This window comes from Vallitalea guaymasensis (assembly GCF_018141425.1).
Lineage (GTDB): Bacteria > Bacillota > Clostridia > Lachnospirales > Vallitaleaceae > Vallitalea > Vallitalea guaymasensis.
In genome coordinates, this window is the sequence record NZ_CP058561.1 from 3302666 (window position 1) to 3325981 (window position 23316).

24 protein-coding genes and 1 riboswitch are annotated in these 23316 nt (G+C 30.6%); of the genes, 17 read left to right on the forward strand and 7 right to left on the reverse strand.

Features of this window, described 5'->3' with window-relative positions:
- Positions 1-46 precede the first annotated feature (46 nt).
- From HYG85_RS14240 to HYG85_RS14275, 9 genes are all read left to right on the forward strand, one after another.
- Complete coding sequence (locus HYG85_RS14240) at positions 47-1009, forward strand: DUF3137 domain-containing protein (protein WP_212690230.1); 963 nt, start codon at positions 47-49, stop codon at positions 1007-1009.
- 85 nt (positions 1010-1094) lie between these two features.
- The gene (locus HYG85_RS14245) at positions 1095-1646 is read left to right on the forward strand and encodes a LemA family protein (RefSeq protein WP_212690231.1); all 552 of its coding nucleotides are present in this window, start codon (positions 1095-1097) and stop codon (positions 1644-1646) included.
- A gap of 259 nt (positions 1647-1905) precedes the next feature.
- The gene (locus HYG85_RS14250; RefSeq protein WP_212690232.1) at positions 1906-2517 is read left to right on the forward strand and encodes a hypothetical protein; all 612 of its coding nucleotides are present in this window, start codon (positions 1906-1908) and stop codon (positions 2515-2517) included.
- Positions 2518-2527: 10 nt separating this feature from the next.
- Positions 2528-3238: a glycine-rich domain-containing protein gene (locus HYG85_RS14255; protein ID WP_212690233.1), complete on the forward strand. Its 711-nt coding sequence runs from the start codon at positions 2528-2530 to the stop codon at positions 3236-3238.
- 12 nt (positions 3239-3250) lie between these two features.
- Positions 3251-3580 (forward strand): hypothetical protein, encoded by a 330-nt coding sequence (locus tag HYG85_RS14260; RefSeq protein WP_212690234.1) that lies wholly within the window; start codon positions 3251-3253, stop codon positions 3578-3580.
- Positions 3580-3711: a hypothetical protein gene (locus HYG85_RS24530; protein WP_276514996.1), complete on the forward strand. Its 132-nt coding sequence runs from the start codon at positions 3580-3582 to the stop codon at positions 3709-3711. The genes HYG85_RS14260 and HYG85_RS24530 overlap by 1 nt, the downstream gene beginning before the upstream one ends.
- Before the next feature lie 450 nt (positions 3712-4161).
- Complete coding sequence (locus HYG85_RS14265) at positions 4162-6189, forward strand: hypothetical protein (protein WP_212690235.1); 2028 nt, start codon at positions 4162-4164, stop codon at positions 6187-6189.
- Complete coding sequence (locus tag HYG85_RS14270) at positions 6176-6451, forward strand: hypothetical protein (protein WP_212690236.1); 276 nt, start codon at positions 6176-6178, stop codon at positions 6449-6451. The genes HYG85_RS14265 and HYG85_RS14270 overlap by 14 nt, the downstream gene beginning before the upstream one ends.
- Entirely contained in the window at positions 6451-6582 is a 132-nt protein-coding gene (locus tag HYG85_RS14275) for an XkdX family protein (protein ID WP_212690237.1), read from the forward strand. Before HYG85_RS14270 ends, HYG85_RS14275 begins: the two co-directional genes overlap by 1 nt.
- A gap of 26 nt (positions 6583-6608) precedes the next feature.
- Here HYG85_RS14275 and HYG85_RS14280 read toward each other — a convergent pair whose 3' ends face one another.
- Positions 6609-6830: a hypothetical protein gene (locus HYG85_RS14280; RefSeq protein WP_212690238.1), complete on the reverse strand. Its 222-nt coding sequence runs from the start codon at positions 6828-6830 to the stop codon at positions 6609-6611.
- Between the two features lie 231 nt (positions 6831-7061).
- On the opposite strand from HYG85_RS14280, the gene HYG85_RS14285 reads away from it, so the two are divergent.
- Entirely contained in the window at positions 7062-9014 is a 1953-nt protein-coding gene (locus HYG85_RS14285; RefSeq protein ID WP_212690239.1) for a S8/S53 family peptidase, read from the forward strand.
- 95 nt (positions 9015-9109) lie between these two features.
- Positions 9110-9982: a hypothetical protein gene (locus HYG85_RS14290; protein WP_212690240.1), complete on the forward strand. Its 873-nt coding sequence runs from the start codon at positions 9110-9112 to the stop codon at positions 9980-9982.
- 95 nt (positions 9983-10077) lie between these two features.
- Here the strand turns inward: HYG85_RS14290 and HYG85_RS14295 are convergent, their stop codons facing one another.
- Entirely contained in the window at positions 10078-11583 is a 1506-nt protein-coding gene (locus HYG85_RS14295) for a S41 family peptidase (RefSeq protein WP_212690241.1), read from the reverse strand.
- Between the two features lie 454 nt (positions 11584-12037).
- Here HYG85_RS14295 and HYG85_RS14300 point away from each other — a divergent pair, with 454 nt between their 5' ends.
- From HYG85_RS14300 to ribH, 5 genes are all read left to right on the forward strand, one after another.
- Entirely contained in the window at positions 12038-12922 is an 885-nt protein-coding gene (locus HYG85_RS14300; protein ID WP_212690242.1) for a Clp protease/crotonase-like domain-containing protein, read from the forward strand.
- Positions 12923-13000: 78 nt separating this feature from the next.
- Positions 13001-13112, forward strand: a riboswitch (FMN riboswitch).
- 365 nt (positions 13113-13477) lie between these two features.
- Complete coding sequence (gene ribD, locus HYG85_RS14305; protein ID WP_244971198.1) at positions 13478-14617, forward strand: bifunctional diaminohydroxyphosphoribosylaminopyrimidine deaminase/5-amino-6-(5-phosphoribosylamino)uracil reductase RibD; 1140 nt, start codon at positions 13478-13480, stop codon at positions 14615-14617.
- Positions 14618-14628: 11 nt separating this feature from the next.
- On the forward strand, positions 14629-15276 hold the full coding sequence (locus tag HYG85_RS14310; RefSeq protein ID WP_212690243.1) for a riboflavin synthase: 648 nt from the start codon (positions 14629-14631) through the stop codon (positions 15274-15276).
- A 92-nt stretch (positions 15277-15368) separates the two neighbouring features.
- Positions 15369-16577 carry a bifunctional 3,4-dihydroxy-2-butanone-4-phosphate synthase/GTP cyclohydrolase II gene (locus tag HYG85_RS14315; protein ID WP_212690244.1) on the forward strand — a complete coding sequence of 403 codons (1209 nt, stop codon included), beginning with the start codon at positions 15369-15371 and terminating at the stop codon, positions 16575-16577.
- Positions 16578-16655: 78 nt separating this feature from the next.
- Positions 16656-17120, forward strand: coding sequence for a 6,7-dimethyl-8-ribityllumazine synthase (ribH, locus tag HYG85_RS14320; RefSeq protein WP_212690245.1), 465 nt, complete (start codon positions 16656-16658; stop codon positions 17118-17120).
- An 81-nt stretch (positions 17121-17201) separates the two neighbouring features.
- On the opposite strand, the gene HYG85_RS14325 is transcribed toward ribH, so the two are convergent.
- The gene (locus HYG85_RS14325; RefSeq protein WP_113673514.1) at positions 17202-17642 is read right to left on the reverse strand and encodes an Lrp/AsnC family transcriptional regulator; all 441 of its coding nucleotides are present in this window, start codon (positions 17640-17642) and stop codon (positions 17202-17204) included.
- A 674-nt stretch (positions 17643-18316) separates the two neighbouring features.
- Here HYG85_RS14325 and HYG85_RS14330 point away from each other — a divergent pair.
- The gene (locus HYG85_RS14330) at positions 18317-19576 is read left to right on the forward strand and encodes a Glu/Leu/Phe/Val family dehydrogenase (RefSeq protein WP_113673515.1); all 1260 of its coding nucleotides are present in this window, start codon (positions 18317-18319) and stop codon (positions 19574-19576) included.
- A gap of 361 nt (positions 19577-19937) precedes the next feature.
- Here HYG85_RS14330 and HYG85_RS14335 read toward each other — a convergent pair whose 3' ends face one another.
- From HYG85_RS14335 to HYG85_RS14350, 4 genes are all read right to left on the reverse strand, one after another.
- Positions 19938-21179, reverse strand: a complete 1242-nt coding sequence (locus tag HYG85_RS14335; protein ID WP_212690246.1) for an FAD-dependent oxidoreductase — start codon at positions 21177-21179, stop codon at positions 19938-19940.
- Between the two features lie 252 nt (positions 21180-21431).
- Positions 21432-21989, reverse strand: a complete 558-nt coding sequence (locus tag HYG85_RS14340) for a YeeE/YedE thiosulfate transporter family protein (protein WP_113673517.1) — start codon at positions 21987-21989, stop codon at positions 21432-21434.
- A 39-nt stretch (positions 21990-22028) separates the two neighbouring features.
- Positions 22029-22256 (reverse strand): sulfurtransferase TusA family protein, encoded by a 228-nt coding sequence (locus HYG85_RS14345; protein ID WP_113673518.1) that lies wholly within the window; start codon positions 22254-22256, stop codon positions 22029-22031.
- An 80-nt stretch (positions 22257-22336) separates the two neighbouring features.
- Positions 22337-23032, reverse strand: coding sequence for a YeeE/YedE thiosulfate transporter family protein (locus HYG85_RS14350; protein WP_113673519.1), 696 nt, complete (start codon positions 23030-23032; stop codon positions 22337-22339).
- Positions 23033-23316 lie beyond the last annotated feature (284 nt).

The following is a 23316-nucleotide window of genomic DNA, read 5'->3' on the forward strand; positions in this document are numbered from 1 at the left end:
AGATTATATAATGAGGATTAATAATAACTAATCAGGGGGAATTTTGATGAAGTCTTTACAAGAGTATAGAAATTTTTATAATGATAGGTTAAAACCTAAGTTGGAGGATATTGAAAAACAAAGAACTGAAATAAGAAGTAAGAGGAATAGAGCTTTGATTATCTATTTTTCCATAGCTGCAATAATAGCTATAATCATTATATCTTCCACAAGATCACCATTTGCAATATTCATTATATTTGGGCTGATTATCATTGGACTAATGATTGTTTCAAGTTTCAGTGGTAATTTCAATAAGATATTCAAGACAGAGATAATTAATGAAGTTATCAAGTTTTTTGGAGAAGATTTAACTTATACACCAAAAGAGCATATAACAGAAAGAGAATATAAACAATCTAATCTTTATGGAAGTTACGACAGATATAATGGAGAAGATTTGATATCTGGAACTATATTTGTAACAGATGAAGATGAGAGAAATGGAAATGGCATTAATGTGAGGATGTCTGAACTACATACGGAAGATAGACATACTGATAGCGAAGGTAAAACACATTATTCAACTATATTCAAAGGCGTTTTTATGATAGTTGATTTTAATAAATCATTCAAGAGTTCAACATATGTACTGAAAGACAGTGGCATATTGAATTGTATAGGAGGAAAATCTGGAACTAGCAGAGTCAAGCTGGAAGATGTAGAGTTTGAAAAAGAATTTGAAGTATACAGTGAAGATCAGATTGAAGCAAGATACATATTAACACCTAGTTTCATGGAAAAACTTAAAGGATTGAAAGATAAGACCAAAGGAGAAATGAGAATTGCTTTTAGGAATAATCAAATGTATTTAACAATATATACTTATGACAACCTACTAGAAGCAAGCCTTGGACAGTCACTAGAAAAATTTGAGGATTTGGCAGTATACTATGAACAATTGAATTTTTATTTTAGTATTATAGAGGATTTAAGTCTTAATAATAATATATGGAATAAAGATTATTAAGAGATTTATCTAAGGTATCGTGGTAAGTTGATAATTAAGTAAGTATAGAGGTGTTCTATACTAGAAAAATTAAGGAGAGATGAGAATGATTTATGTAGTTATTGGAGTTGTACTAATATTTTTGATTGGTATTATGATGTATAACAGCATTGTTAGAAAGAAGAATCAAATAAAGAATGCTTTTGCAGGGATTGATGTTCAACTTAAAAAACGTTATGATTTGATTCCTAATCTTGTAGCAACTGTTAAAGAGTATATGCAGCATGAAAAAGAGTTATTGACTCGTATTACTGGGTTAAGAACTAAGGCAAGTAGTCCTAATCTAAGTAATAATGAGAAGTTACAATTAGACCAACAAACTAACTCAGCTATGAAAGAATTTAATGTAGCAGTAGAAAATTATCCAGATTTAAAAGCTAATACTAATTTTGTTAATTTACAAAGGACCCTTTTTGAAGTGGAAGAGCAGTTATCTGCGGCTAGAAGATTCTATAACTCAGCAGTAACTGATTATAATAATAGTATCATGACTTTCCCTAGTAATGTAATTGCTTCTATAGGTGGTTTTAAGAGTGAGGAAGTATTCAGTATTAGTAGTGAAGAGAGACAAAATGTTAGTGTGAAGGATTTGTTTTAGATAAGGGAATAAAAATGGTATTATAATGTCGTGTTATGGTGTGATTAAACTAAACGGTGCAATGGATTGATATTGTACTGTTTAGTTTTTTTGTTGTATTAATCTGGTTTTAGAGGGATTGTTTATGATATGTAAAACGTGTCGTGTTAATGTCGTGTTGCATGATGTTATTATTAATTCAAGCAAAACATGTTTTTGGTAGTAATTAATACGTACGTTATTAGATTAAAAATATTAAACAATTTAGGAGGTATCAACAATGCCACAATATACATCAAATATGGATTTGTATAAAGTAGATTTAGAAACAGATGGTAATTCCACATTTAACATTAAGACTATGTTGAATGATAATTGGGATAAGATTGATAGTAAATATGATGAACAGGAGGGGAGGATAAGAGGAAATAGTGAGGTTGTTAATGAGGTAAAAGAGGATATAGGTGATAAGAGTGAGCTAAAGACTGAGGAAAAGAGTAGTTTGGTTGGGGCGGTTAATGAGGTTAGTACAGGTATGGCTGATATTGCGAATCAAAAAGCAAACTATATAGGTAATACTAAAACCATTGATTTCGTTCAAAAAGATAATGGTAATAGTGGTTCTTCTAAAACCATTGACTGGACACAATCAAATAAGCAAAATATAAATGTTAATGCAAATACTACTTTAACGTTTACATCTCCTAATAATGCGTGTAATTTAATGTTAGTGATTACTTATACAGGAACATATACTATTACGTTGCCTGAACACAAAACAGTGGGGGGAAATCCCTTAGAATTTTCTTCTGCTGATGGTAAGAGAGATTTATTGTCGTTGTATTATGATGGAATAGATTATTACTGCATGTTAAGTGCAGATTGGCAATAGAGGTGATATTGTGGCACATATAGAATATATACAAGATGGATATAAATTTGTTATTTTTACTTCATCTGAAAATTGGACAGCACCTGCAGGTGTGACAAAAGTTGACATAACTCTTGTTGGTGGAGGTGCAGCTGGTAGTGGTGGTTACATAGGTGGTAATTCAGAGTGCCGTAAAGCCTATGGAGGTATAGGCGGTGAAGGTGGAGAAGTAAAGACAAAATATGATATTAATGTAATAGGAACGATCACTGTGGTTATAGGTGCAAGTCAAGGAAACACTTCTTTTGGAAATATAACTGCTACAGGAGCGAATTTGAGAACTGATGTTACGTCCGGTTATGCTTGGTGTAACCCTTTCAATGAGGAAACTTATGCTAGGGATGCATCTAATGGTTTGTATGGAACTCATTGCCCATTGACCAATACATATTATGCAGGTAGTGGAGCATCAGCAGGTGCTACATCAGTTGTAAACTGGTATCACACTTGTAGGATAGATGCCCTTGGGGGTTCATACTATGATGGGGGCGGCAGTCAGAGTAGTTCTGGTACAGCAAACACTGGGGGAGGAGGTGGTGGTGGTGAAGGGCTAAACTACTCTAATGATTCTATAAATATGGATGATCAATCTAGACCTGGTCACCTTGGTGGTAGTGGAGTAATTATCTTAAGATATAAGATTGAAAAGAGTAATAATATATTTTTTACTAATAATTTTTAAGGTGGTGGAATAATGCAATATGCAATGGTTAAAGAGAATAAAATTGATAATATCATAGAATGTGATAATTATACTATAGCGCAGATGATGAAAAATGAATTAAATATGGATTACGCTATTGGCATTGAATTATTTAGCGTTTCCATTGGAGATATATATGATAATGGAAAATTCTATGATGGTAAAGGAAATGAGATTCAAAGACAATTGACTGACCCTGAAAGGATAACAATGCTTGAAGTTGAAAATATTGAATTGAAACAAAGTAAAGTTAACTTAGAGCAAACGGTTTTAACTCTTATGACTCAAGTAGCACAATTGAAAGTTGGAGGTGCTAGTTAATGTATAAGTTTTTAAAAGAGCAAAGGAAAAAAGGATTGGTAACTGATGAGATGTTAGGTTTATACAAGGGTATTTTTATAAATCAAGTACAATATGACGAATTAAAAGCTATAGAAGTCAGTGTGTCATAAGATACTTTTCTATACATAATGATGTATAATAGTACTGTTAGAAAGAAGAATAAAATAAAGAATGCTTTTGCAATGATAGTATCATAACTTTTCCTAGTAATGTAATTGCTTCTATTGGTGGTTTTAAGAGTGAGGAAGTATTCAGTATTAGTAGCGAAGAGAGAGAAAATGTTAGTGTGAAGGATTTGTTTTGATAAGGGAATAAAGATGGTATTATAATATCGTGTTATGGTGTGATTAAACTAAACAGTACAATGGATTGGTATTGTACTGTTTAGTTTTTTTGTTGTATTAATGTGGATTAGAGTGATTGTTTGTGATTAGTAAAACGTGTCGTGTTAATGTCGTGTTGCATGATGTTATTATTAATTCAAGCAAAACATGTTTTTGGTAGTAATTAATACGTACGTTAGTCAATTAAAAATATTAATAATTTAGGAGGTATAAACAATGCCACAATATACATCAAATATGGATTTGTATAAAGTAGATTTAGAGACAGATGGTAATTCCACATTTAACATTATGACAATGTTAAATGATAATTGGGATAAGATTGATAGTAAATATGATGAACAGGAGGAGAGGATAAGAGGAAATAGTGAGGTTGTTAATGAGGTAAAAGAGGATGTAGGTGGTTGGAAAATTTATAACAATATTACTGAACTGGGATTGACTATAGGTTCTGAAACAATAGTTGATATCTGTGAAGCTATGCCTGATAAATCAGAGCTTAGGTTTATGAAAATAACCACAAATCCATCTACAGCTTATCCTATGGCTTCTGGGATATTAAATATACGAAAGTATAGTAGTTATAGGACGGAGGTAAGATTTGTATGGGGGTATGACAATAAAACAAAAGAATGGATTGGATATTATGATACGAATATTGAGCCTAATTTTAGTGGATGGAAATGTATTGAAGAGAAATTGGATGATATTGCGTATAAAACCGTTGGTGGAACTGCTAATAATATTACGGTAACTAAACAAGGATTTAGCCTAACAGATGGTCAATATGTAGAGTTTAAAACTACAGCTAATAATACAGGGAATATGACTTTAGATGTTAATAGTTTAGGTGTTATATCACTTAGAGATGAAGATAGTGAGCAATTATCAAGTGGTGATATAGAAGCTAACAAATACTATAAGGCTATATATGATGCAACGCAAGGTTTTTTCGTCTTAGCCCCTAGAGGCGGAGGGGCTGAAATAAATGCTAATGAAGGTAATTTTATAATATCTAGCAACGTTAATAAAGGTGATGCATTATTCTTTGATGAATTAGACAGAGCAATATTATCCAAAAAATTAGATGTGAATATGACTTATGAAAGAACTACCGACATTGTTCCGTCAAGCAATGTATTCGGTGGAGATAGAGCTTTTTTACAATTGTCAGATACAAGTTATGTATATGTTTTTAATGATGGTTCTAATTCTAATACAATCACAGCTCAAGCGTTAACCATAGCATCAAATGGTGTAGCTACGATAGGTAATAAAACAGCATTGGGAATAGGTACAATTACTTTTTTTAAAGCTGTGGGAATGAATGATACTCAATTTATTGTAGCTTGTCGGAATAATGTCGATTCAAATAGACAGGCTGTAAGATTATTTTCAGTTTCTGGAAATACTATCATTCCTAGAAATAATGTTTCACCAGAAGCCTTTATCATAAATCAAGATGCCAATATAGCAATTAGAGTTAATGATTTAGTTTTAGTAGTAATATTTGACTATAATTTCTATACTTTTACTATATCTGGTAATACATTGACCTATAGAAATAGAATTGACACATTTGGTGGTGGAACTGATTATCATTATGTCAATGTAAATGATAATGATTTTATGATGATTAGAATAAGCGGTGGTGTTTTGAGATTATCAGGATTTAGAGTCAATAATTTTGGAGTTGTTACAGTAAGTGAAATAAGAAATTTATCAGGCGCTACTAATCCTATGCTATCAGCTACATTGGGTGGCATTGCCATGGTAAATGATACATCAGGAGTATTTGTTTTTAGAGAAGGAAGTTTTAATAATTCATATGCTACTTTCACTGTAAACACTTCTTCGCCATATATTGCAAATACTCCAATTTACAGGGGGGCTTATTCTAGAGACGCTTTGGATTCGCAACAAATGTATTCAATGGCAGATGGAGCAATATTGATAAGTCGAGACAGTGGCGTAAGAGCAATTAAAACAATATTCTTTAATAGTTCAAACGATACTGTTGATACAGGGATTTTTAATCTTAGGAATATTTCTGGGTTTGCAATTTTTCCTCGTAGAACAAATTCAAAAGGAGAAATCAATATTCTTCAAAGTTTTGGAAATGGATATAGAAATGCAAGATTTGAAGCTTTAAAGAAAGTACAAGGTCTAGCTATAACGGGAGGAACTACAGGACAGCAAATAAATGCATATGATTTTAGGGGGGATGAATATGATTTTAATTAATAATAATGTAATTTATTGTGTATCTGACTTTTATGAAATAATAGAGAATTATGGATATAGAATTAATGGTGTTGACTATCATGAGTCAGTAGGTGAAATAATAGACATAGAATGCCCAACTCATGTGATACCATTTAAATATTGTTATACAAAAGAAAAAGGGTTTTATATTAATGAAGTATGGAAAAACCAAACAGAGCAATTAATTAATGAAGCTATTGATAATATGACATTAGAGCTTATCGAAAGTGGGGTGCTATAATGACTAAACTGGTAGAAAGTTTAAAGAGATTGTATTTTACTGAAAAAGTTTCTTTAGTAAAGCTAGAAGAGCTAAAAGCTAATGAGAAGATAACACAAGAGGAATATGAGTATATATTTGGTACGTCATAGGATACTTTTATGCATTAAAAATACAATTATCCATCATCATTATTTTCACCTTTATCACCATGATCTTCATTTGAAGGTGAAAATATAAAATGAATATAATGCTTAAAAGTTCCAAATATAGTTTTAGCTTCAGTATATGTATTGATTTTTTTAATCTTATCTAATTTAACAAGAGATAATACTTTATATATAATAAGAAGCATTAAAGCTAAGTTTAATAATATTAATGGTGGTAAGTAGCTTGTCATATTTATCACCTATTTTTCATTTAAAATATTTATCTATATGAGTATATGTCCAAAGATACAAGCTTAGAACAGTAATGTTAACAAAATAATAATAACATCATATAAATATGTAATTGAAATAAGGTAATTAAAATGATATTATATTGTTTATGTGATGCGTGTTTTGTTTAATAACTAATAATATGCATTGATTATATGAATGTTATAATAATTAATATGCGAGGTTAAGAAATGAAAATTATTAGAAAAAGATTTTCGATGTTAATTGTATTATTTATGCTACTAAATTTATTTATTGTCAACAGTAATGCACAAGAAATGAATGGAGGATATCCCAAAAAATTTGATACACTGTTTGAAGCAGATTTAAGTAAATTAGACTTTACTAATAAAAAAGAATTGCTAAATAATACTAATTTCACTGATTCAGTAATATGGCCTACTAAAGATAAACTTCCAAAAGGATTCAATCCAAAAGAATTGATTGAATATGGTAAAGATCCAGGGTTAGGTGTTAGAGATTTACATGAGATAGGTTTGACAGGAAAAGGAGTAAGTATTGCATATATTGATCAGCCTTTATCACTTGGGCATGAAGCATATGACAATGTAGATTTACATTATACAATAATAAAAGATGAAAGAGATGAAAATTTTTTATACAAAACTTCTATGCATGGACCGGCTGTTCTAAGTTTATTATCAGGTAAGGAAATAGGTGTAGCACCTGATGCAAGTGTATATTTCTATGCTACGCCTTCTTGGTTAGGTGACCAAGGAATAGATGCAAAAGCATTTTATCAAATTGTTGAAGATAACAAGAAATTAGATGAAGACGATAAAATAAAAATAATTGGACTATCAGATAATATTGACATAAGAGAGGCTAATCCAGAAGCATTAAGAGAAGCTGTTAAATATGCAGAAAAAAATGGGATAATGGTGTTTTTCTGCCATGATCCAATGGAAGACTTATCGTCAGTACGAGCTAAAATCAATACTAATAAAGATAAATATAATAATTATGAATTACCTAAACATTGGAATAGGTCATATATTGGTTTTGGTGTACCAACTGGTAGTAGAACTGTAGCAAATCATTTAGGAAAGGATAAGTATACATATTATACTACTGGTGGAGCAAGTTGGGCAACACCATATATGGTTGGAGTTATAGCCTTAGGATTACAGATTAACCCTAATTTATCAAAGAGTGAATGTGTAAAGTATTTAAGACAAAGTGCAGCAGCAACTAAAAATATAATTAATCCAAAAGGTTTTATTGAGTTAGTAAGAAAAAATTCGCCTAAAGACTATCGTTATTTTTTATATAACAAGAGAAAAGTATCATCTAGGGATTATAAAGCTCTAGTAGATTATACAAACAAATTTGATAAAAACACAGAAAAAATATTGATTGATATATCTGCTCATAAAGATGCATACTCAATCTATAATTGTCTAAGGCAAGACTACAATAAACGTAAAGGTAGATTATTAGGGATACAGATTATAGGCTCATCTGATGAAGTACCAGCATTCAATATACACTTTAAAGTTAAAATGAAATCGGATATTGATGACAAAGGATATTTTTTAAGCGATCATTTTTATTCTAATTTTAATTCAAAGGATTTAAAGAAAGGTAAAGAATTAAGTGTTTATTCTGCTATAGAACAAAAATTAAAGATTGATTTTATTCCAAGATGGCCTGTTGCAAGACTACCCTTAGGAAGAGGCGACATAGATAAATATTTTGATAAATACAATAAATATAAAAAAGAGACTAATAATAAAAGAATACCTTTAGTCGATTTTTCTAGTCCTATATTTAATTATGAGATTCATAACGATGATACAGGAATATTATTAAATAGGATGGAGAAGTTTCAGCTAATTAATAAGGATGACTATAGATTATATGGAAATATGTTAGGTAAATATCCTGTGCAAACACAAGTATTAGGAGATTTTTCTAAGGAAAACTTAAAAAAAGAAAATGAATTAGGGATTATGAATTTGACAATTAATAGCCATGGGCAGTGGGATAATGTAGACCAATATATTGTAAGCGATGATCATAATGAATTCAAAAATAAAGCAAGAGAACAACATATTAATGGCTCAAACGAAATGGTATCTAGATTATCTTTAGTTAATAAAAAAATATTAATACTATACTAGATACAAATTACTATAATATATTTTCTAGAAGTTGTTTAAATGCTTATAATTTAGATAAAAGTAATATCTTTTATAAAGGATTAGCAGATGGATTATTGATATCTGCTATAGGTCATTCGAGTATAGGTTCAAATAATGGATTTAATGTATATGCTGAACTTAAGGATATGAAGTATAATAATTCAGCTTACAACTATATGTTATATGTTTACAGTATTGTCAGGGGAAATACAATTAGTGATAGTTATTATAAAGCTAAAAAGGCATATGCTAAACAAGTTTTAAAACACCCAACTATTAGTGATGAAGGAAGTCATGGAAATCAACAATTTCAATTACATAATATATTATCTCAAAATTATTTGGGGGTATTAGATTATGAGCAAGGAGCTAATATCAATCTTAGTAGCTTAGAAGATACTATTGAAGATAATAGTAGCTTAGTGATAGAAAAAACTATTAATGATGATAGAAGATCAACAATAGAAAATACAAATAGTAAAGAAAATACTAAAATACAAAAAAATATTGATAGAAATATTAATTTTAGATTATTGCCTTATTTCAATAAAGAACAGAATGATTTTATTTCATTTGTAGATGATAATATAGAATATATGCCGATATCCTATGATGTTGAATTTAATGAAAAACAATGTATAGTGAACGATATAGGAGCTGTAGTAGACGATAACTGTGTTTATATTAAGATAAAGTGTCAATCAAATGAAATAACCGATATAGGTATATTTTTACAATGCAATGCAGAAGGTCTTAAGAAATTTTATAAATACGGTGTAAAAAAAGGTGATAATACTGTAATTATGAAATTGGATAAAAAGTCTGCTTTAAATTATCCAGAAGGCATAGGAATAATTATAGGTGATAAAAACTTTATATTAATTGAAAAACAACTTATAGATACATTATGCTTAATTGATGTTAGATCATTAAATAATTATCAGTAGATTAGTAAACAGAAAGCCTAGAAGTCCTTATATAACAAGGGGTCTAGGCTTTTGCTCATCTTCTCTAAAAACTATTCATTAAGACTTTTGATTTTTTATTGTTGTTTAATAAGCTTATAAACGTATTCAAGCTGAGTATCAATTTTTTTCATATAATCATCATAGGTCAACTCTACTGGATAATCAGGTTTAACCCCAGATACAAGTGGTATATTTTTAACGGGTTCTTCATGCATAATGAGTTGCTGCAATGGTATAGTCAGTTGTAATTTTGTATTTGGAAGATAATATGTAGGAAGAATACCTGCTGTTGTGCTATAGTAATTTCCAGAAGCTTCTTCTCCCACTAAATATCCATTTTTCAACTCTTGAATTCTTTGAGGGAAGATAGACCCACAAGAAAATGATCCTCCGTCCACTAGAGCATATACATTGCCTTTGAAATTATTTTCTTTCATAGGTTCAATTTGTTCTAGATTATAAGAATAAAGATCTTCTTTAATAAGTTTGACCCCTTCTTCCGTCAATTGTTCTTCTGTCATTCCTTCAAGTTCTGATAGAGATTCTTTTAATTGGGTAAAACTTTCCAAGCTTTGTTGACTTTCAGGTGTGAGCAAATCATTTCTTACTAAGTCATAATCTTTAATTGTTTCACTTTTTATAGCATTGAATGGTTGTGATTTTACATATGCCAATATATAATTAAGCAATTCAAGATCACCACCTAAATTTCCACGTACGTCAAAGATTACATTCTTTATTTTAAGGTAGTTAACATCTTCAAAGAATTTATCAACATATAATTTAAAACTATCATAATCACTAGGAGCAAAAGTAAAAATTCTAAGAACAGCAGCTTTTTTTTCTGGGTGGAATTCTGCTTTTAAAGGTTCTAGTGGATTGCCATAAGAGTCTTTAATATAATTGGAATGTGCGAAAGTATAGATTTTCTGTGTATCCACATCCTCAGATTTAATAACCACTGTTTTAATCTTATTATCTTTCATATCTTTATATTTAATTGTATGTTTGTCTGTATACTTAATCATTTGTGGATATAGAGAATCCAGCATAGCTTCAAGGATTTTATAATTTAAACCATTTGTTCCAGTTTCACTTCCAGTAGAATACATTAATTTGGATACGATATCATCTACTTTATCGCCATTTATTTCAAGAATTTCAGCTCCTACAGGAATATAATCATTTATGAAATCACAATACATTTTTTTGTTAATAAATTTAACTTTCAATGGTAAATATGATTTATCCTCGTTTGTATTCATTGAAAATCTATCACTTGACATGATTGATGTATGACCATCATTGATGGCATTGACAATATAGGATAACTCATTGTAAAAATCACGAATGGTTGTTTTATCATTTATCTTGGATTTTGCTTTTAAGAATAGTTCGTCTAGTTTTTCTTTTTTTACATTTTCATATAGATTCCCATGGTTCTTTTCTAATAATTCTTCAAAGACTTGTAAATCTGCTAGGTATGCCTCTTTACTATACTTTAATTCTTCTCCGTAAGCAGTTGTCGCCGTAAACGACAACATACAGATGATAATAAAACTACTGATTATTCTTTTCATTTGTTGTGCCTCCTTATTAACTTTTAATATGTTTTTTATTTAGATTAATCTTCTATCTTTATAGATGGTATTTTATAAAGATGAATTATGGAATTAATTACCATAATTATATAATAGATTATTAATCTTAATTAATTCTTAAATTATTCTGAAACTTTTCTTGTTTTTATATAGAATTATATTTTTTTATTTCATTGAGTGATGAGGTAATATTATAAATCCCTAATCTATATTTAAGATTTAGTAGATAATATGGAATGCTTTTAGTTTAATATTAAGATTTAATTAAGGAATATTTAAGCTATTATTCAAAAATGAATAGTAAAATATAATCCGAGAAGGGTATAAGCCAAAAGAGATATTCTAGATTGAATCTAAAGTAGATTTTAATAAAAGTCTTAGAATATGATACCTAGAAAAGATGAAGATTATTAATCAATAGGAGGAATTAAGTGTGAAAAAAACAGTTATATTTATAATGAGTTTATTACTTATTACATCATTATTTACAGGATGTGGGAAAAAAGAGGTAGAAAAACAAGATGAAGTAGTAACAACAGATACAACAGAGTCAACCAAAACTAAAAAGGTAACAGAAATAGAAAATGCAAAGGAAGTAACAGAAGAAGTAACAAAAGAAACAACCCAAGATACTGAAAATCAAGAAATAATGGAAGGAACAGAAGAAACAGTAGTAAATGGAACATGGACACTTTCTGAAAATGGAGATACCCTACGATTAGATGGTACAATTACAGAAACTTCATATGATGATTTTATGAAAGTTTTCAATTCAGATGTCAAAACATTAGTTATAAACTCAGGAGGTGGAGATACTTATTCAGGATTACGAATAGCAAAAGTTATTTATGACAGTAAGATTGATGTTGTTGTTGATAAAATATGTGCTTCCTCAGCAGCAAACTATTTATTTATGGCAGGTAGAAATAAAGTAGTAAAAGAAGGTTCTTTACTAATGTTCCATGGTGGAGTAAATAGTTTTGATATGAAAAATTTAGAAGAAGAACTAAAGAATCAAGGTGTATCTGAAAAGATGATAGAAGAGCAAAAAGGCTATATCACTATGCAGAGAGAATTAGAAAAAGACTTTTATGAGTTAGTAGGAGTCGATTTGAAGCTTTTAGAATATTCCCATGTGATTACTGAAAAAGTAGGATTCTGGGCACCAAGTCCAGAAGTCTTAAGTTCATTTGGTGTTACTAATATTGAAAAAATGTGGTATCCTGCTACAGATGAAGAGTTTAAGAAAACAGTAACAAGTATTAACGAAATGATGGGAACTAATACCACTGTTAGTAATGAAGCTGTTGAAAAATAACGGGAATAGTTGTGGCTATTGCAAAATTTACTTCTTGATTTTTACAAGCAAAATATGATATACTAAAAAAAATTGAATAGAAACCTTCAGGGCAGGGTGTAATTCCCGACCGGCGGTAAAGTCCGCGAGTGAAAACTGACTTGGTGAAATTCCAAGACCGACAGTAAAGTCTGGATGAGAGAAGGAAAATAACAAAGAGTTTATTGAAAACTTTTGTTATTAAATTAGTCAATGTTAATATATTTATTAATATTTTATTTGACTAACTCATGTATGAATAGATGACCTTGAAGAATTATTTTCTTCAAGGTTTTTTGATGTTTTTGATGTATAACAAACTGATTATCTTTTTTAATGAGTATTAGTATGAAATTATAATTAGTTATACATACACAGTACTTAATAATAGATACTAACCATTATTTTATTATCTATTGTAAATCAAAAAATCACTTCTCGCATCATCAATCAACCTTGCAGATTTCTACTTACAATTAGTATAACCATGTAACATTATGTTACGAATACTTTGTACTAGGAGGTAGATAAATTGCAATGAAACAATTAAATCCCAAGGAATTAAAAGACAAAGAAAATACTTACAATGAACATATTAAGTACATGAAAAGAGCCATAAGCCTATCTAAAAAAGGTATAGGATATGTTAATCCAAATCCATTGGTTGGAGCTGTTATCGTAAAGGACGGCTTAATAATAGGTGAGGGCTATCATGAAAAAATAGGATATAACCATGCGGAAATCAACGCTCTTAATAACTGCAAAAAAAGCACAAAAGGAGCCACTATGTATGTTACTCTTGAACCCTGTTCTCACTATGGTAAGACCCCACCTTGTGTTAACGCAATAATTAAAAGTGGAATAAAGCAGGTAATAGTAGGTATGAAAGACCCTAATCCATTAGTAGCAGGAAAAGGAATCAAAATACTTAGAGATAATAACATTACAGTTACATGTGGCATCTGTCAAGATGAGATACAAGAACTAAATAAAATATTTATTAAGTATATAACAACCAAAAAGCCCTACTGCATTATGAAAACAGCTATGACACTCGATGGAAAAATCGCTACCTCAACAGGTGATTCCAAATGGATAACTAGTGATAGATCAAGAGAATATGTCCATGAAATAAGACATAAGGTGACAGCAATAATGGTAGGTATAGGTACTGTCATAGCCGATAATCCATCATTGACAACTAGATTGACTAACCAAACAGGTGTTAATCCCATACGAATTATAGTTGATACAACATGCAGAATTCCTCTACAAGCTAGAGTATTATCAGAAAAAGGAAAAACAATAATTGCAACAACTAATGATGCACCTATAGAAAAAGTGAAAGCTCTAGGAAAAAAAATGGGTATTACTATTCTTATGATTGATAAAAAGAATAATAGAGTTGATATGAACAAGTTAATAACTGAATTAGGTGAAATGGAAATCGACAGTATTTTATTAGAAGGAGGAAGCGAGTTGAATTATAGTTGCCTAGAAGCAGGTATAATCGACGAAGTATATGCTTTTATCGCTCCAAAACTTATTGGAGGACAACAAGCAATAACACCAATAGGAGGAAAAGGGCTTACACAGATAAAAGATGCCTATACCCTAAAAGATATCCAATTAGAAAAAATAGATGATGATATATTAATCAAGGGAAAGGTTAATTAGGAGGGTTGCAAATGTTCACAGGATTGATTAGTGAAGTGGGAGAGATAGTCAAAATAGAAAAGGGAAAACATTCAGCTAAACTAACTATAAGAGCCAATAATCTTCTTAATGATATTAGGTTGGGTGATAGTATTGCTGTAAATGGCGTTTGCTTAACGGTAACAACCTATAATAAAAATAACTTTACAGTTGATGTTATGCCTGAAACCATGTCTATGACCAATATAAAATATCTGCAAAATAAACACTCAGTTAATCTAGAACCTGCTTTAAGAGTAGGAGATAGGTTTGGTGGACACATGGTTACAGGACATATTGACGGTACAGGAACAATAAAAAGTCTATTAAAAGATGACAATGCAACAAGAGTAACTATTAATATTTCAAAAGACCTTAGAAAATATATTCTCTATAAGGGTTCTGTTGCAGTAGATGGGATAAGTTTAACAGTAGCTGATATTTTAACGGATAGTTTTCAAGTATCAATAATACCTTTAACAAGTATTGATACGACTATTCTAGAGAAAAAAATAGGTGATACAGTTAATATAGAATGTGATGTTATTGGAAAATATGTGGAAAGTATGTTGCATGAGAACACAGATGATAGTCAACCCAAATTGAATAAAGATTTTTTGAGGTCAAATGGTTTTATGTAATTAAAGGTGTATGACGAAATTAAATATTTAACTTTAGGGTATGGATTTATAAGCATCTAATAATAGAATAAATTAATTTTGAGGTGAGAAGAATGAAATTCAATACTATTGAAGAAGCATTAGAAGATATAAAACAAGGTAAAATGATAATCGTAGTAGATGATGAGAATAGAGAAAATGAAGGAGATTTACTTGTAGCAGCAGAGAAAATTACTCCTGAGATAATGAATTTTATGATAAAGAATGCTAGAGGAATCGTATGTGTTCCTATGCTGGAAGAAAGACTTAATGAATTAAATATACCATTAATGGTTGATAAGAATACCGACTCCAAAAAAACAGCTTTTACTGTATCAGTAGATTATTATGAGTCAACTACAGGAGTATCCGCTTATGAAAGATGTGAAACTGTTAATAAGTTGGTAGATAAAAATATAACTGGGGATAAGTTTACAAGACCCGGTCATATTTTTCCATTGATAGCCAGAGATAATGGTGTATTTGAAAGAAATGGACATACAGAAGCGGCTGTAGACATGACAAGATTGGCTGATTTGTATCCTGCAGGAGTTATATGTGAGATTGTAAATGAAGATGGAACTATGGCTAGGTTGCCACAATTAATGGAGTTTGCCCTTAAGCATAGTCTTAAAATTATATCCATTGAAGACCTTGTTGAATACAGAAAACAACATGAAAAGATTATTGAAAGAAAAGCTATTGCTAAGTTACCAACAAGATATGGAAGTTTCCATATATATGGATATACAAATAAAGTGACGGGAGAAGAACATATCGCATTGGTAAAAGGCAATATTAATGATGGCGAACCTGTATTATGCAGAATACATTCAGAATGTTTAACTGGTGATGTATTAGGCTCTATTAGATGTGATTGTGGAGAGCAACTTGATGAAGCAATGAAAAGAATATGTAAGGAAGAAAAAGGCGTAATAATTTATATGAGACAGGAAGGCAGAGGAATTGGATTAATTAACAAAATAATGGCTTACCAATTACAAGATGGAGGTCTAGACACTGTTGATGCAAATCTTGCTCTAGGATTCAAAGATGATTTAAGGGAATACAGTGTTAGCGCTCAGATATTAAAAGATCTTAGTGTAGATAGAGTAAGATTGATGACTAACAATCCTGATAAGATTGATGGCATAGAAAAATATGATATCAAGGTTGTGGAGAGAGTTCCAATAGAAATCATATGTAATAAGAATAATGTACATTATCTAAATGTAAAAAAACAAAAGATGGGTCATATATTAAAGAACCTAGAGTTGAGTTAATTAAGTTAAAGTTTAGATATTGAAGTTTTATAACTAGTTTCTAATAAAGATAATATTTAAGAAAGGAATTGATATAATATGATTACATACGAAGGTAAACTAATAGGAGAAGGATTGAAATTTGGTATTGTAGTAGGGAGGTTCAACGAATTCATATCTAGCAAGTTATTGGAAGGTGCTATTGATGCATTGAAAAGACATGGAGTATCTGCTGAAGATATTTCAATTGCATGGGCACCAGGAGCATTTGAGATACCATTAATCTCTAAGAAGATGGCGAAAACTAATAAGTATGATGGTGTTATTTGTCTTGGAGCTGTAATTAGGGGAGCTACTGCCCATTTTGATTATGTGGCAAGTGAAGTTTCTAAAGGAATAGCAAATGTATCACTTGATACTGAAGTACCCGTTATCTTTGGGGTGCTGACTACAGATACCATTGAACAGGCTATTGAAAGAGCAGGAACAAAAGCAGGTAATAAAGGGTTTGAGGCTGGAATGGCAGCAATAGAAATGGCTAATCTGCTTCGTAACATTAACTAATAGAAGTCTATATACAAAAAGGGTATTCAAAAAACTTAAGGCTTTTTGAATACTCTCTTTGATTAATTTATGTACTCAGTTTTATTCATAGTCAAAATTCAATGATTTGAATTCAATTGGGCTAGATAAAATAATAAGTGTTTCCGTACTCCCATATTGCTGTATTTTGCCAATTAAATATTCTAGGTCAGAGGTGTTTTGACATAATACCTTAATCGTCATGGAGTATTTTCCAGTTACATGATGACATTCAACAATTTTTTTGTTTTCTTGAACTAGTGCTAAGAACTCTTTTCTTTTTGCGGACTTAATTGAAATGTTTATAATAGCCTTTACTGTTTTTCCTAGTTTTTTTGGATCAACAATAGCTCTATATCCAGTGATTATGCCACTTTTTTCTAGTTTTCTTACCCTTTCAGCAACAGCAGGTGGAGTTAGTGAAACTTTTTCTGCTAATATTTTCATGGGCATTCTTCCGTCATCTTGCAAATATCTAATAATATCGTAGTCGGTTGAATCCATTTCATCCCTCCTAAAAATAAAATTATATCTTAACAAGGAAATTATATATCATGGGTTATCTACTAAAATAACAATTTTTTTTTATAGATGCTGTATTTTCTATTACTTAATTGATATTAAATATAGAGTTTAAAATATAAAGCCAATCCCCTTGTTTCAATATGTTTGCAAAAGTCTGACCTTTTCTTTTGCAGTTTAAACATAGTCTACTTTTCTATTATAACAGAAAAATTAAAATAAATCATTAACATACTTCGATTTAAAAAGATAAAATTTTATATTTTTTATAGAGATTAAGTCTAATTAAGCAAATTTAACATACTTAAATAAAATAATAAATATATATGAATAACTTAATTAAATAAAGCTAATAATAAAATAGATATATTAACCAAGCAATTTAATACATGATATACACAAAAAATAAATATAATGTTAATATACGAATAGAGAGAGTTACATTCAATCAAGGACTATAATTATACCCTGAAAGCTACTTAAATAATACATAAGTTTTTTAACTTCAAAAAGAGAGTTGCAAATTGATATTTACTAATTTATTCTTCTCTTTTTGTAGCTAAAATATTATCTGATTGGACTATTATTTTATAATGGTGGTTAGATAAGGAGAATAGGTATCGAAAATTTTATTTAAGATTGGGAGGCATAAGTATATGTCAGAAAAAACGCTTAATCCTTTTAAGATTGCACAAAAACAATTAAAAGAAGCATGCGATGCACTAGGAGAAGAAGATGCAGTATACGAGTTATTGAGTCAGCCTGAAAAAGTTTTAGAAGTTACTATTCCTGTTAAAATGGATGATGGTACAACAAAACTATTTACTGGATATCGTGTTCAACATAACGATGCATCTGGTCCTACTAAAGGCGGTATTCGTTTTCATCCTGGAGTAACAAAAGATGAAGTAAAAGCGTTAGCAACTTGGATGACTTTTAAATGTGGGGTTGTAGGCTTACCATATGGTGGAGCAAAAGGTGGAGTTATCGTTGACCCTACAGTTCTTTCAAAAAGAGAACTTGAAAGATTATCAAGAGGATATGTAAGAGCAATTGCTCCAATTATTGGAGAAAGAAGAGATATTCCAGCACCAGATGTTAATACTAATGGTCAAACAATGGCATGGATGGTTGATGAATATTCTAGCCTAAGAGGTGTTGGTCAAACATTACCAGCTTCATTTACAGGAAAACCTGTTGAATTTGGTGGATGTCTAGCAAGAAAAGAAGCTACTGGTTATGGCGTTATGCTTATGATGAGAGAAGCAGCTAAGTACAAAGGAATGAACATAAAAGATATGAAAATAGCAGTTCAAGGCTTTGGAAATGTTGGAAGTTATGCTGCTATGTATGCTCAGGCTTTTGGAGCTAAAGTTGTTGCTGTATCAGATGTTTCATGTTGCTTATATAATGAAAATGGTTTAGATGTTAATGATATTATGGAATATGCAACAGAAAATAAATTGATCACTGGTTATACTGGTGAATGTGAAGAATTAGAAAGAGAAAAAATATTTGGAATAGAATGTGATGGATTTGCTCCATGTGCACTTGAGAATTCTATTACAAGCAGCACAGCAAAAGATATCAAAGCTAAGATAATAACTGAAGGTGCTAATGGTCCAACTACTCCAGAAGCAGAAGAATATTTATTGGAAAAAGGAGTATTCATAGTACCAGATATTTTAGCTAACTCAGGTGGAGTTATCGTTTCATATTTTGAGTGGGTTCAAAACCTACATAACTATTATTGGCGTTTTGACGAAGTACAAGAAAAACAAGAAGTAAAAATGGTAGATGCTTTTGTTAAAGTTACAAATGCCATGGATGAAAGAAAAGTTGATATGAGAAAAGCTGCTTACCTAGTAGCTATTAAGAGCCTTGCAATGCCAATGAGGCTTAGAGGTTGGTTTTAACAATTAACTAAGGAACGATGTAGTAATAGTTTTAGCTTTAACTGTTCGTAGGACACGTTAAAATATGAATCATCTTATGCAAAAGAAGAGTTTCAAACCCTAGATATTTGCACTTATAGGTTGATGAAGAGTATTTGAACCGTTCCGTAGTTAAATTATAGTAATAGATTTAGTCTTCCTTAAAGAACTACTAATAACTGTGACTAATACTTACTTATAATAGATAATAGTATTAATATTAGTAGTAAACGAGTAAAAGCACTAAGACGTAACTTAGTGCTTTTGCTCGTTTTTTGTTAATCATTTTTTATTATATATTAGGATAAATTATTTTGAAAAAATTACTAGTCACATAGTAGTATTAGTTTAATGCACTGTTCAAAGCATGAACAATTGTTTCTTCATTGAAATCTTTAATATGTTTTTCATATACATTACCATCTTTAGTAATAACTGCAGCAGGGAATTCTTTTATACTTAATCTATCAGATATTCCTGTTGATTTGTATACATCTACTCTGTTAACAGCTATTTTATCACCAAAGAAATTCTCTATTTTTTCCACTTCTGTCAAGAACTCTCTTGAATCAGCATCAATGGCATTATATATATAAGTTAAACCAGGTTTTTCTTTTTGCATGATAACAGTATTGAATGTCTCATTCTCCGCTATGTATTTCTCTGCGGCAAAACCAGCTATGGCTCCGTCACCAACAGCAGTTGCTACTTGTTTCAACCATTTTTCTCTAACATCTCCACAAGCGAATACACCTTCAATATTTGTCTGCATCTTATCGTTTGTAAGAATATAACCTTGTTTAGTAAGGTTTATCTGATCTTTGAAAATCTCAGTATTAGGTATATAACCAATAAATTCAAAGCAAGTATCGCATTTTACTGGTATTTTATCACCTGTCTTAAGATTTTTTAGTACTACAGTATCAAGATGTTCTTCACCTTCAAAAGAATCTGTAATAGTATTCCAGATAAATTCCATCTTAGGATTTTTAAGTGCAGCTTCTTTAGCTATTTCATTACAGTCCATGATTCCTTCATCATGCATAACTGATACAATAACTTTATTAGCAAATTTAGTTAAGAACATTCCTTCTTCAATAGCAGCGTCACCACTACCGATAACAACTACATCTTTACCAGTATTAGCAGCAGCGTCACATGTTGCACAGAATGAGATTCCTTTATCAAATAGATAGTCTTCTTCATTCTTTGCTTTTGTTACTCTTGGACGTCCACCTGTTGCAAGGACAACTGATTTTGCTATGAATTTATTTCTAAATGTTTCAACTACTTTTTCTTCACCTTCAAGTTGTACACTCTTAACATCTGTCAACTTGAATTTTACACCCATCTTTTCAGCTTGTTTTTTCATCTGATTAGTGATTTCCTCACCCTTAGGGCTGTTTGGAAATCCTGGGTAGTTCTCTATCTCATTGGTATAAGTAGCAAGTCCTCCTACCAAAGCTTTTTCTATAAGAAGAGTACTTAGTCTAGCTCTAGCTGAATAAATCGCAGCAGTAAGACCAGCTGCTCCACCGCCAATAACAACTACATCATAATTTTCAATACGTTTTTCTCTTGGCATGACCAATCCTCCATTTAATTTTAGCTATTATTAATAAGGAAACAAACGTTGAAACATAAGTTCAAGTAACTGAATAGAAAAAATCTAAAACCCACAGATTTTTCCTATTCAGAACATGAACTAAAATACTTAAGCCTATTATTAATAAGGAAACAAACGTTTAAGTATAAGTTCAAGTAATTGAATAGGATAAATTCAAAACCCACGAATTTTTCCTATTCAAAACATGAACTAAAATATTTAAGCCGTTTGTTACATAAAGAATTTCACAAGTAATTTACTGCCGACGATGGCGCCGAAGAACATGGCTATCGCGAATACCCAGCCTGATAGTGATAGTGAGGCTATACCGCTGAATAATGCACCTATGTTACATCCGTATGCAATTCTAGCACCGTATCCCATTAGTAAGCCACCTAAAACAGCAGCGAATACTTGTTTTTTTGATTTAATTTTTTTGAATTTGAATTGTGATGCAAGTAGTGTTGCAAGTAAAGCACCAAATATGATACCAAGATTTCTCATAGTACCAGGATCATTTAAGAATCCATTATTAAGTGTAGCTTGAGCTCCATCACTACTAAAGTAGTACCATTTATCTACGCTGCCACCAACAGCTTCATATATCCATGCGCCCCAATTAGCAAATACTCCAGATACACCCCAAGGGTTACCAGTTGTAGCTAAAGTTACGATTTGGAATAATGAAAGCAGGATAGCACCTGTTATATAAGGCCATGCATCTTTTAACCACTTTTTATAGAATTCATTTTTACTTACTTTGTTAAAATATTCTTTAAACGAACTCAAAATGACACCTCCGTATAAGGCATTAATTTTATTTGATGATTAGTGAGTTTTTTCGATGATTACTTCCCACTCGCCGTCGTCTACTTCTTCAACTTCAACGTTATGTCCATCTTTACGTGCCCATTCTGGAACATTTTTCATAGCACAACTATGGTCGATTTGAACAACAAGTACGTCTCCAACAGCTAATTCTTTTAATTTATTTTGAGCCTTTACCAAAGGTACTGGACAAGCTTCTCCTAAACAATCTATTACAACTTCATTCATAATAATATCCTCCTATTTTTAAAATTATTTTAATTTGATTTTTTATATTTAATATCTTTGGGGTTCGGGTGTTGCTTAATTTAACTATTCGCTTTTGCTTTTTCATATTTGACTGCTGCTATATATAGGAACAAAATGATTAGTAACTGGATGATTACAGCACCTAGCCAGCCGAATACATCTGGCAAAAAGATTGCTTTACCTTTGCTTATGACATTAAGTTTCCACCATCCAAAATCATGTGCGCCCCATAATGAGCCGACAACAAAAAATACTAATGATAGCAATTGCATCCAGAAGCCTTCACCTACACGCATTAATGTACCTGAAGCACAACCACCTGCAATAACCATACCAATACCAAATAGAAATGCGCCAATAACAGTAGCGAAACTAATTGGTACTACATATCCCATTCCTGGGATTGGAAGACCGTTTTTGAAATAACCATATTTGATTGCTGTAAAGCCTATAGTTGTAACAGCGAATGCTATTAAAACTGCACGTGTAATTGATGTACTACCTGTTAAATATGGGTCACGCATTGAGGCTGTAAAACAGAATCTTGCCTTTTGTAAGATAAAACCAAATAGTATTCCAGTCATCCAGAATAACAATGTATTATTAGTTTTAAGTCCTAATAAAACACCAATAACAGCAATAAAAATTAAAACAAGAATACCGATAGGTATCTGATTCTTCTTAGGTTTTCTTCTTCTTGATCCTGCACGAGAAGAACTTCTCCTAATTGTAGAAGTTGTTCCATTTTCGCTCATGGTAAACACTCCTTAATGATTATTGTATAATTTCATTGAAGTGACATAATAAACTTGACACTTATAAGATTTAATAAGATTGTTGAGTTTTTAACAATTTCCCAATTCCTATGATATCATAGATTTAATAACATCTAATATGCACTTTGCTAATACTGTATTAATTATTTTTATAGCATAATATTTAATAAATAATTCTATATATGTTAAAATAAAGTATAAACTATATATAATGGAACCATATCGTATTTATAACATTTAAAATTTTATTGCAATTTTTCCTA

Coding starts and splice junctions, on each gene's coding strand:
- HYG85_RS14245 (WP_212690231.1), top strand. CDS start 1,095: ATGATTTATGTAGTTATTGGAGTTGTACTAATATTTTTGATTGGTATT.
- HYG85_RS14335 (WP_212690246.1), bottom strand. CDS start 21,179: ATGCCAAGAGAAAAACGTATTGAAAATTATGATGTAGTTGTTATTGGC.
- HYG85_RS14265 (WP_212690235.1), top strand. CDS start 4,162: ATGCCACAATATACATCAAATATGGATTTGTATAAAGTAGATTTAGAG.
- HYG85_RS24530 (WP_276514996.1), top strand. CDS start 3,580: ATGTATAAGTTTTTAAAAGAGCAAAGGAAAAAAGGATTGGTAACTGAT.
- HYG85_RS14325 (WP_113673514.1), bottom strand. CDS start 17,642: ATGGATTCAACCGACTACGATATTATTAGATATTTGCAAGATGACGGA.
- HYG85_RS14285 (WP_212690239.1), top strand. CDS start 7,062: ATGAAAATTATTAGAAAAAGATTTTCGATGTTAATTGTATTATTTATG.
- HYG85_RS14240 (WP_212690230.1), top strand. CDS start 47: ATGAAGTCTTTACAAGAGTATAGAAATTTTTATAATGATAGGTTAAAA.
- HYG85_RS14250 (WP_212690232.1), top strand. CDS start 1,906: ATGCCACAATATACATCAAATATGGATTTGTATAAAGTAGATTTAGAA.
- HYG85_RS14315 (WP_212690244.1), top strand. CDS start 15,369: ATGAAATTCAATACTATTGAAGAAGCATTAGAAGATATAAAACAAGGT.
- HYG85_RS14310 (WP_212690243.1), top strand. CDS start 14,629: ATGTTCACAGGATTGATTAGTGAAGTGGGAGAGATAGTCAAAATAGAA.
- HYG85_RS14275 (WP_212690237.1), top strand. CDS start 6,451: ATGACTAAACTGGTAGAAAGTTTAAAGAGATTGTATTTTACTGAAAAA.
- ribH (WP_212690245.1), top strand. CDS start 16,656: ATGATTACATACGAAGGTAAACTAATAGGAGAAGGATTGAAATTTGGT.
- ribD (WP_244971198.1), top strand. CDS start 13,478: ATGAAACAATTAAATCCCAAGGAATTAAAAGACAAAGAAAATACTTAC.
- HYG85_RS14260 (WP_212690234.1), top strand. CDS start 3,251: ATGCAATATGCAATGGTTAAAGAGAATAAAATTGATAATATCATAGAA.
- HYG85_RS14270 (WP_212690236.1), top strand. CDS start 6,176: ATGATTTTAATTAATAATAATGTAATTTATTGTGTATCTGACTTTTAT.
- HYG85_RS14330 (WP_113673515.1), top strand. CDS start 18,317: ATGTCAGAAAAAACGCTTAATCCTTTTAAGATTGCACAAAAACAATTA.
- HYG85_RS14295 (WP_212690241.1), bottom strand. CDS start 11,583: ATGAAAAGAATAATCAGTAGTTTTATTATCATCTGTATGTTGTCGTTT.
- HYG85_RS14350 (WP_113673519.1), bottom strand. CDS start 23,032: ATGAGCGAAAATGGAACAACTTCTACAATTAGGAGAAGTTCTTCTCGT.
- HYG85_RS14280 (WP_212690238.1), bottom strand. CDS start 6,830: ATGACAAGCTACTTACCACCATTAATATTATTAAACTTAGCTTTAATG.
- HYG85_RS14345 (WP_113673518.1), bottom strand. CDS start 22,256: ATGAATGAAGTTGTAATAGATTGTTTAGGAGAAGCTTGTCCAGTACCT.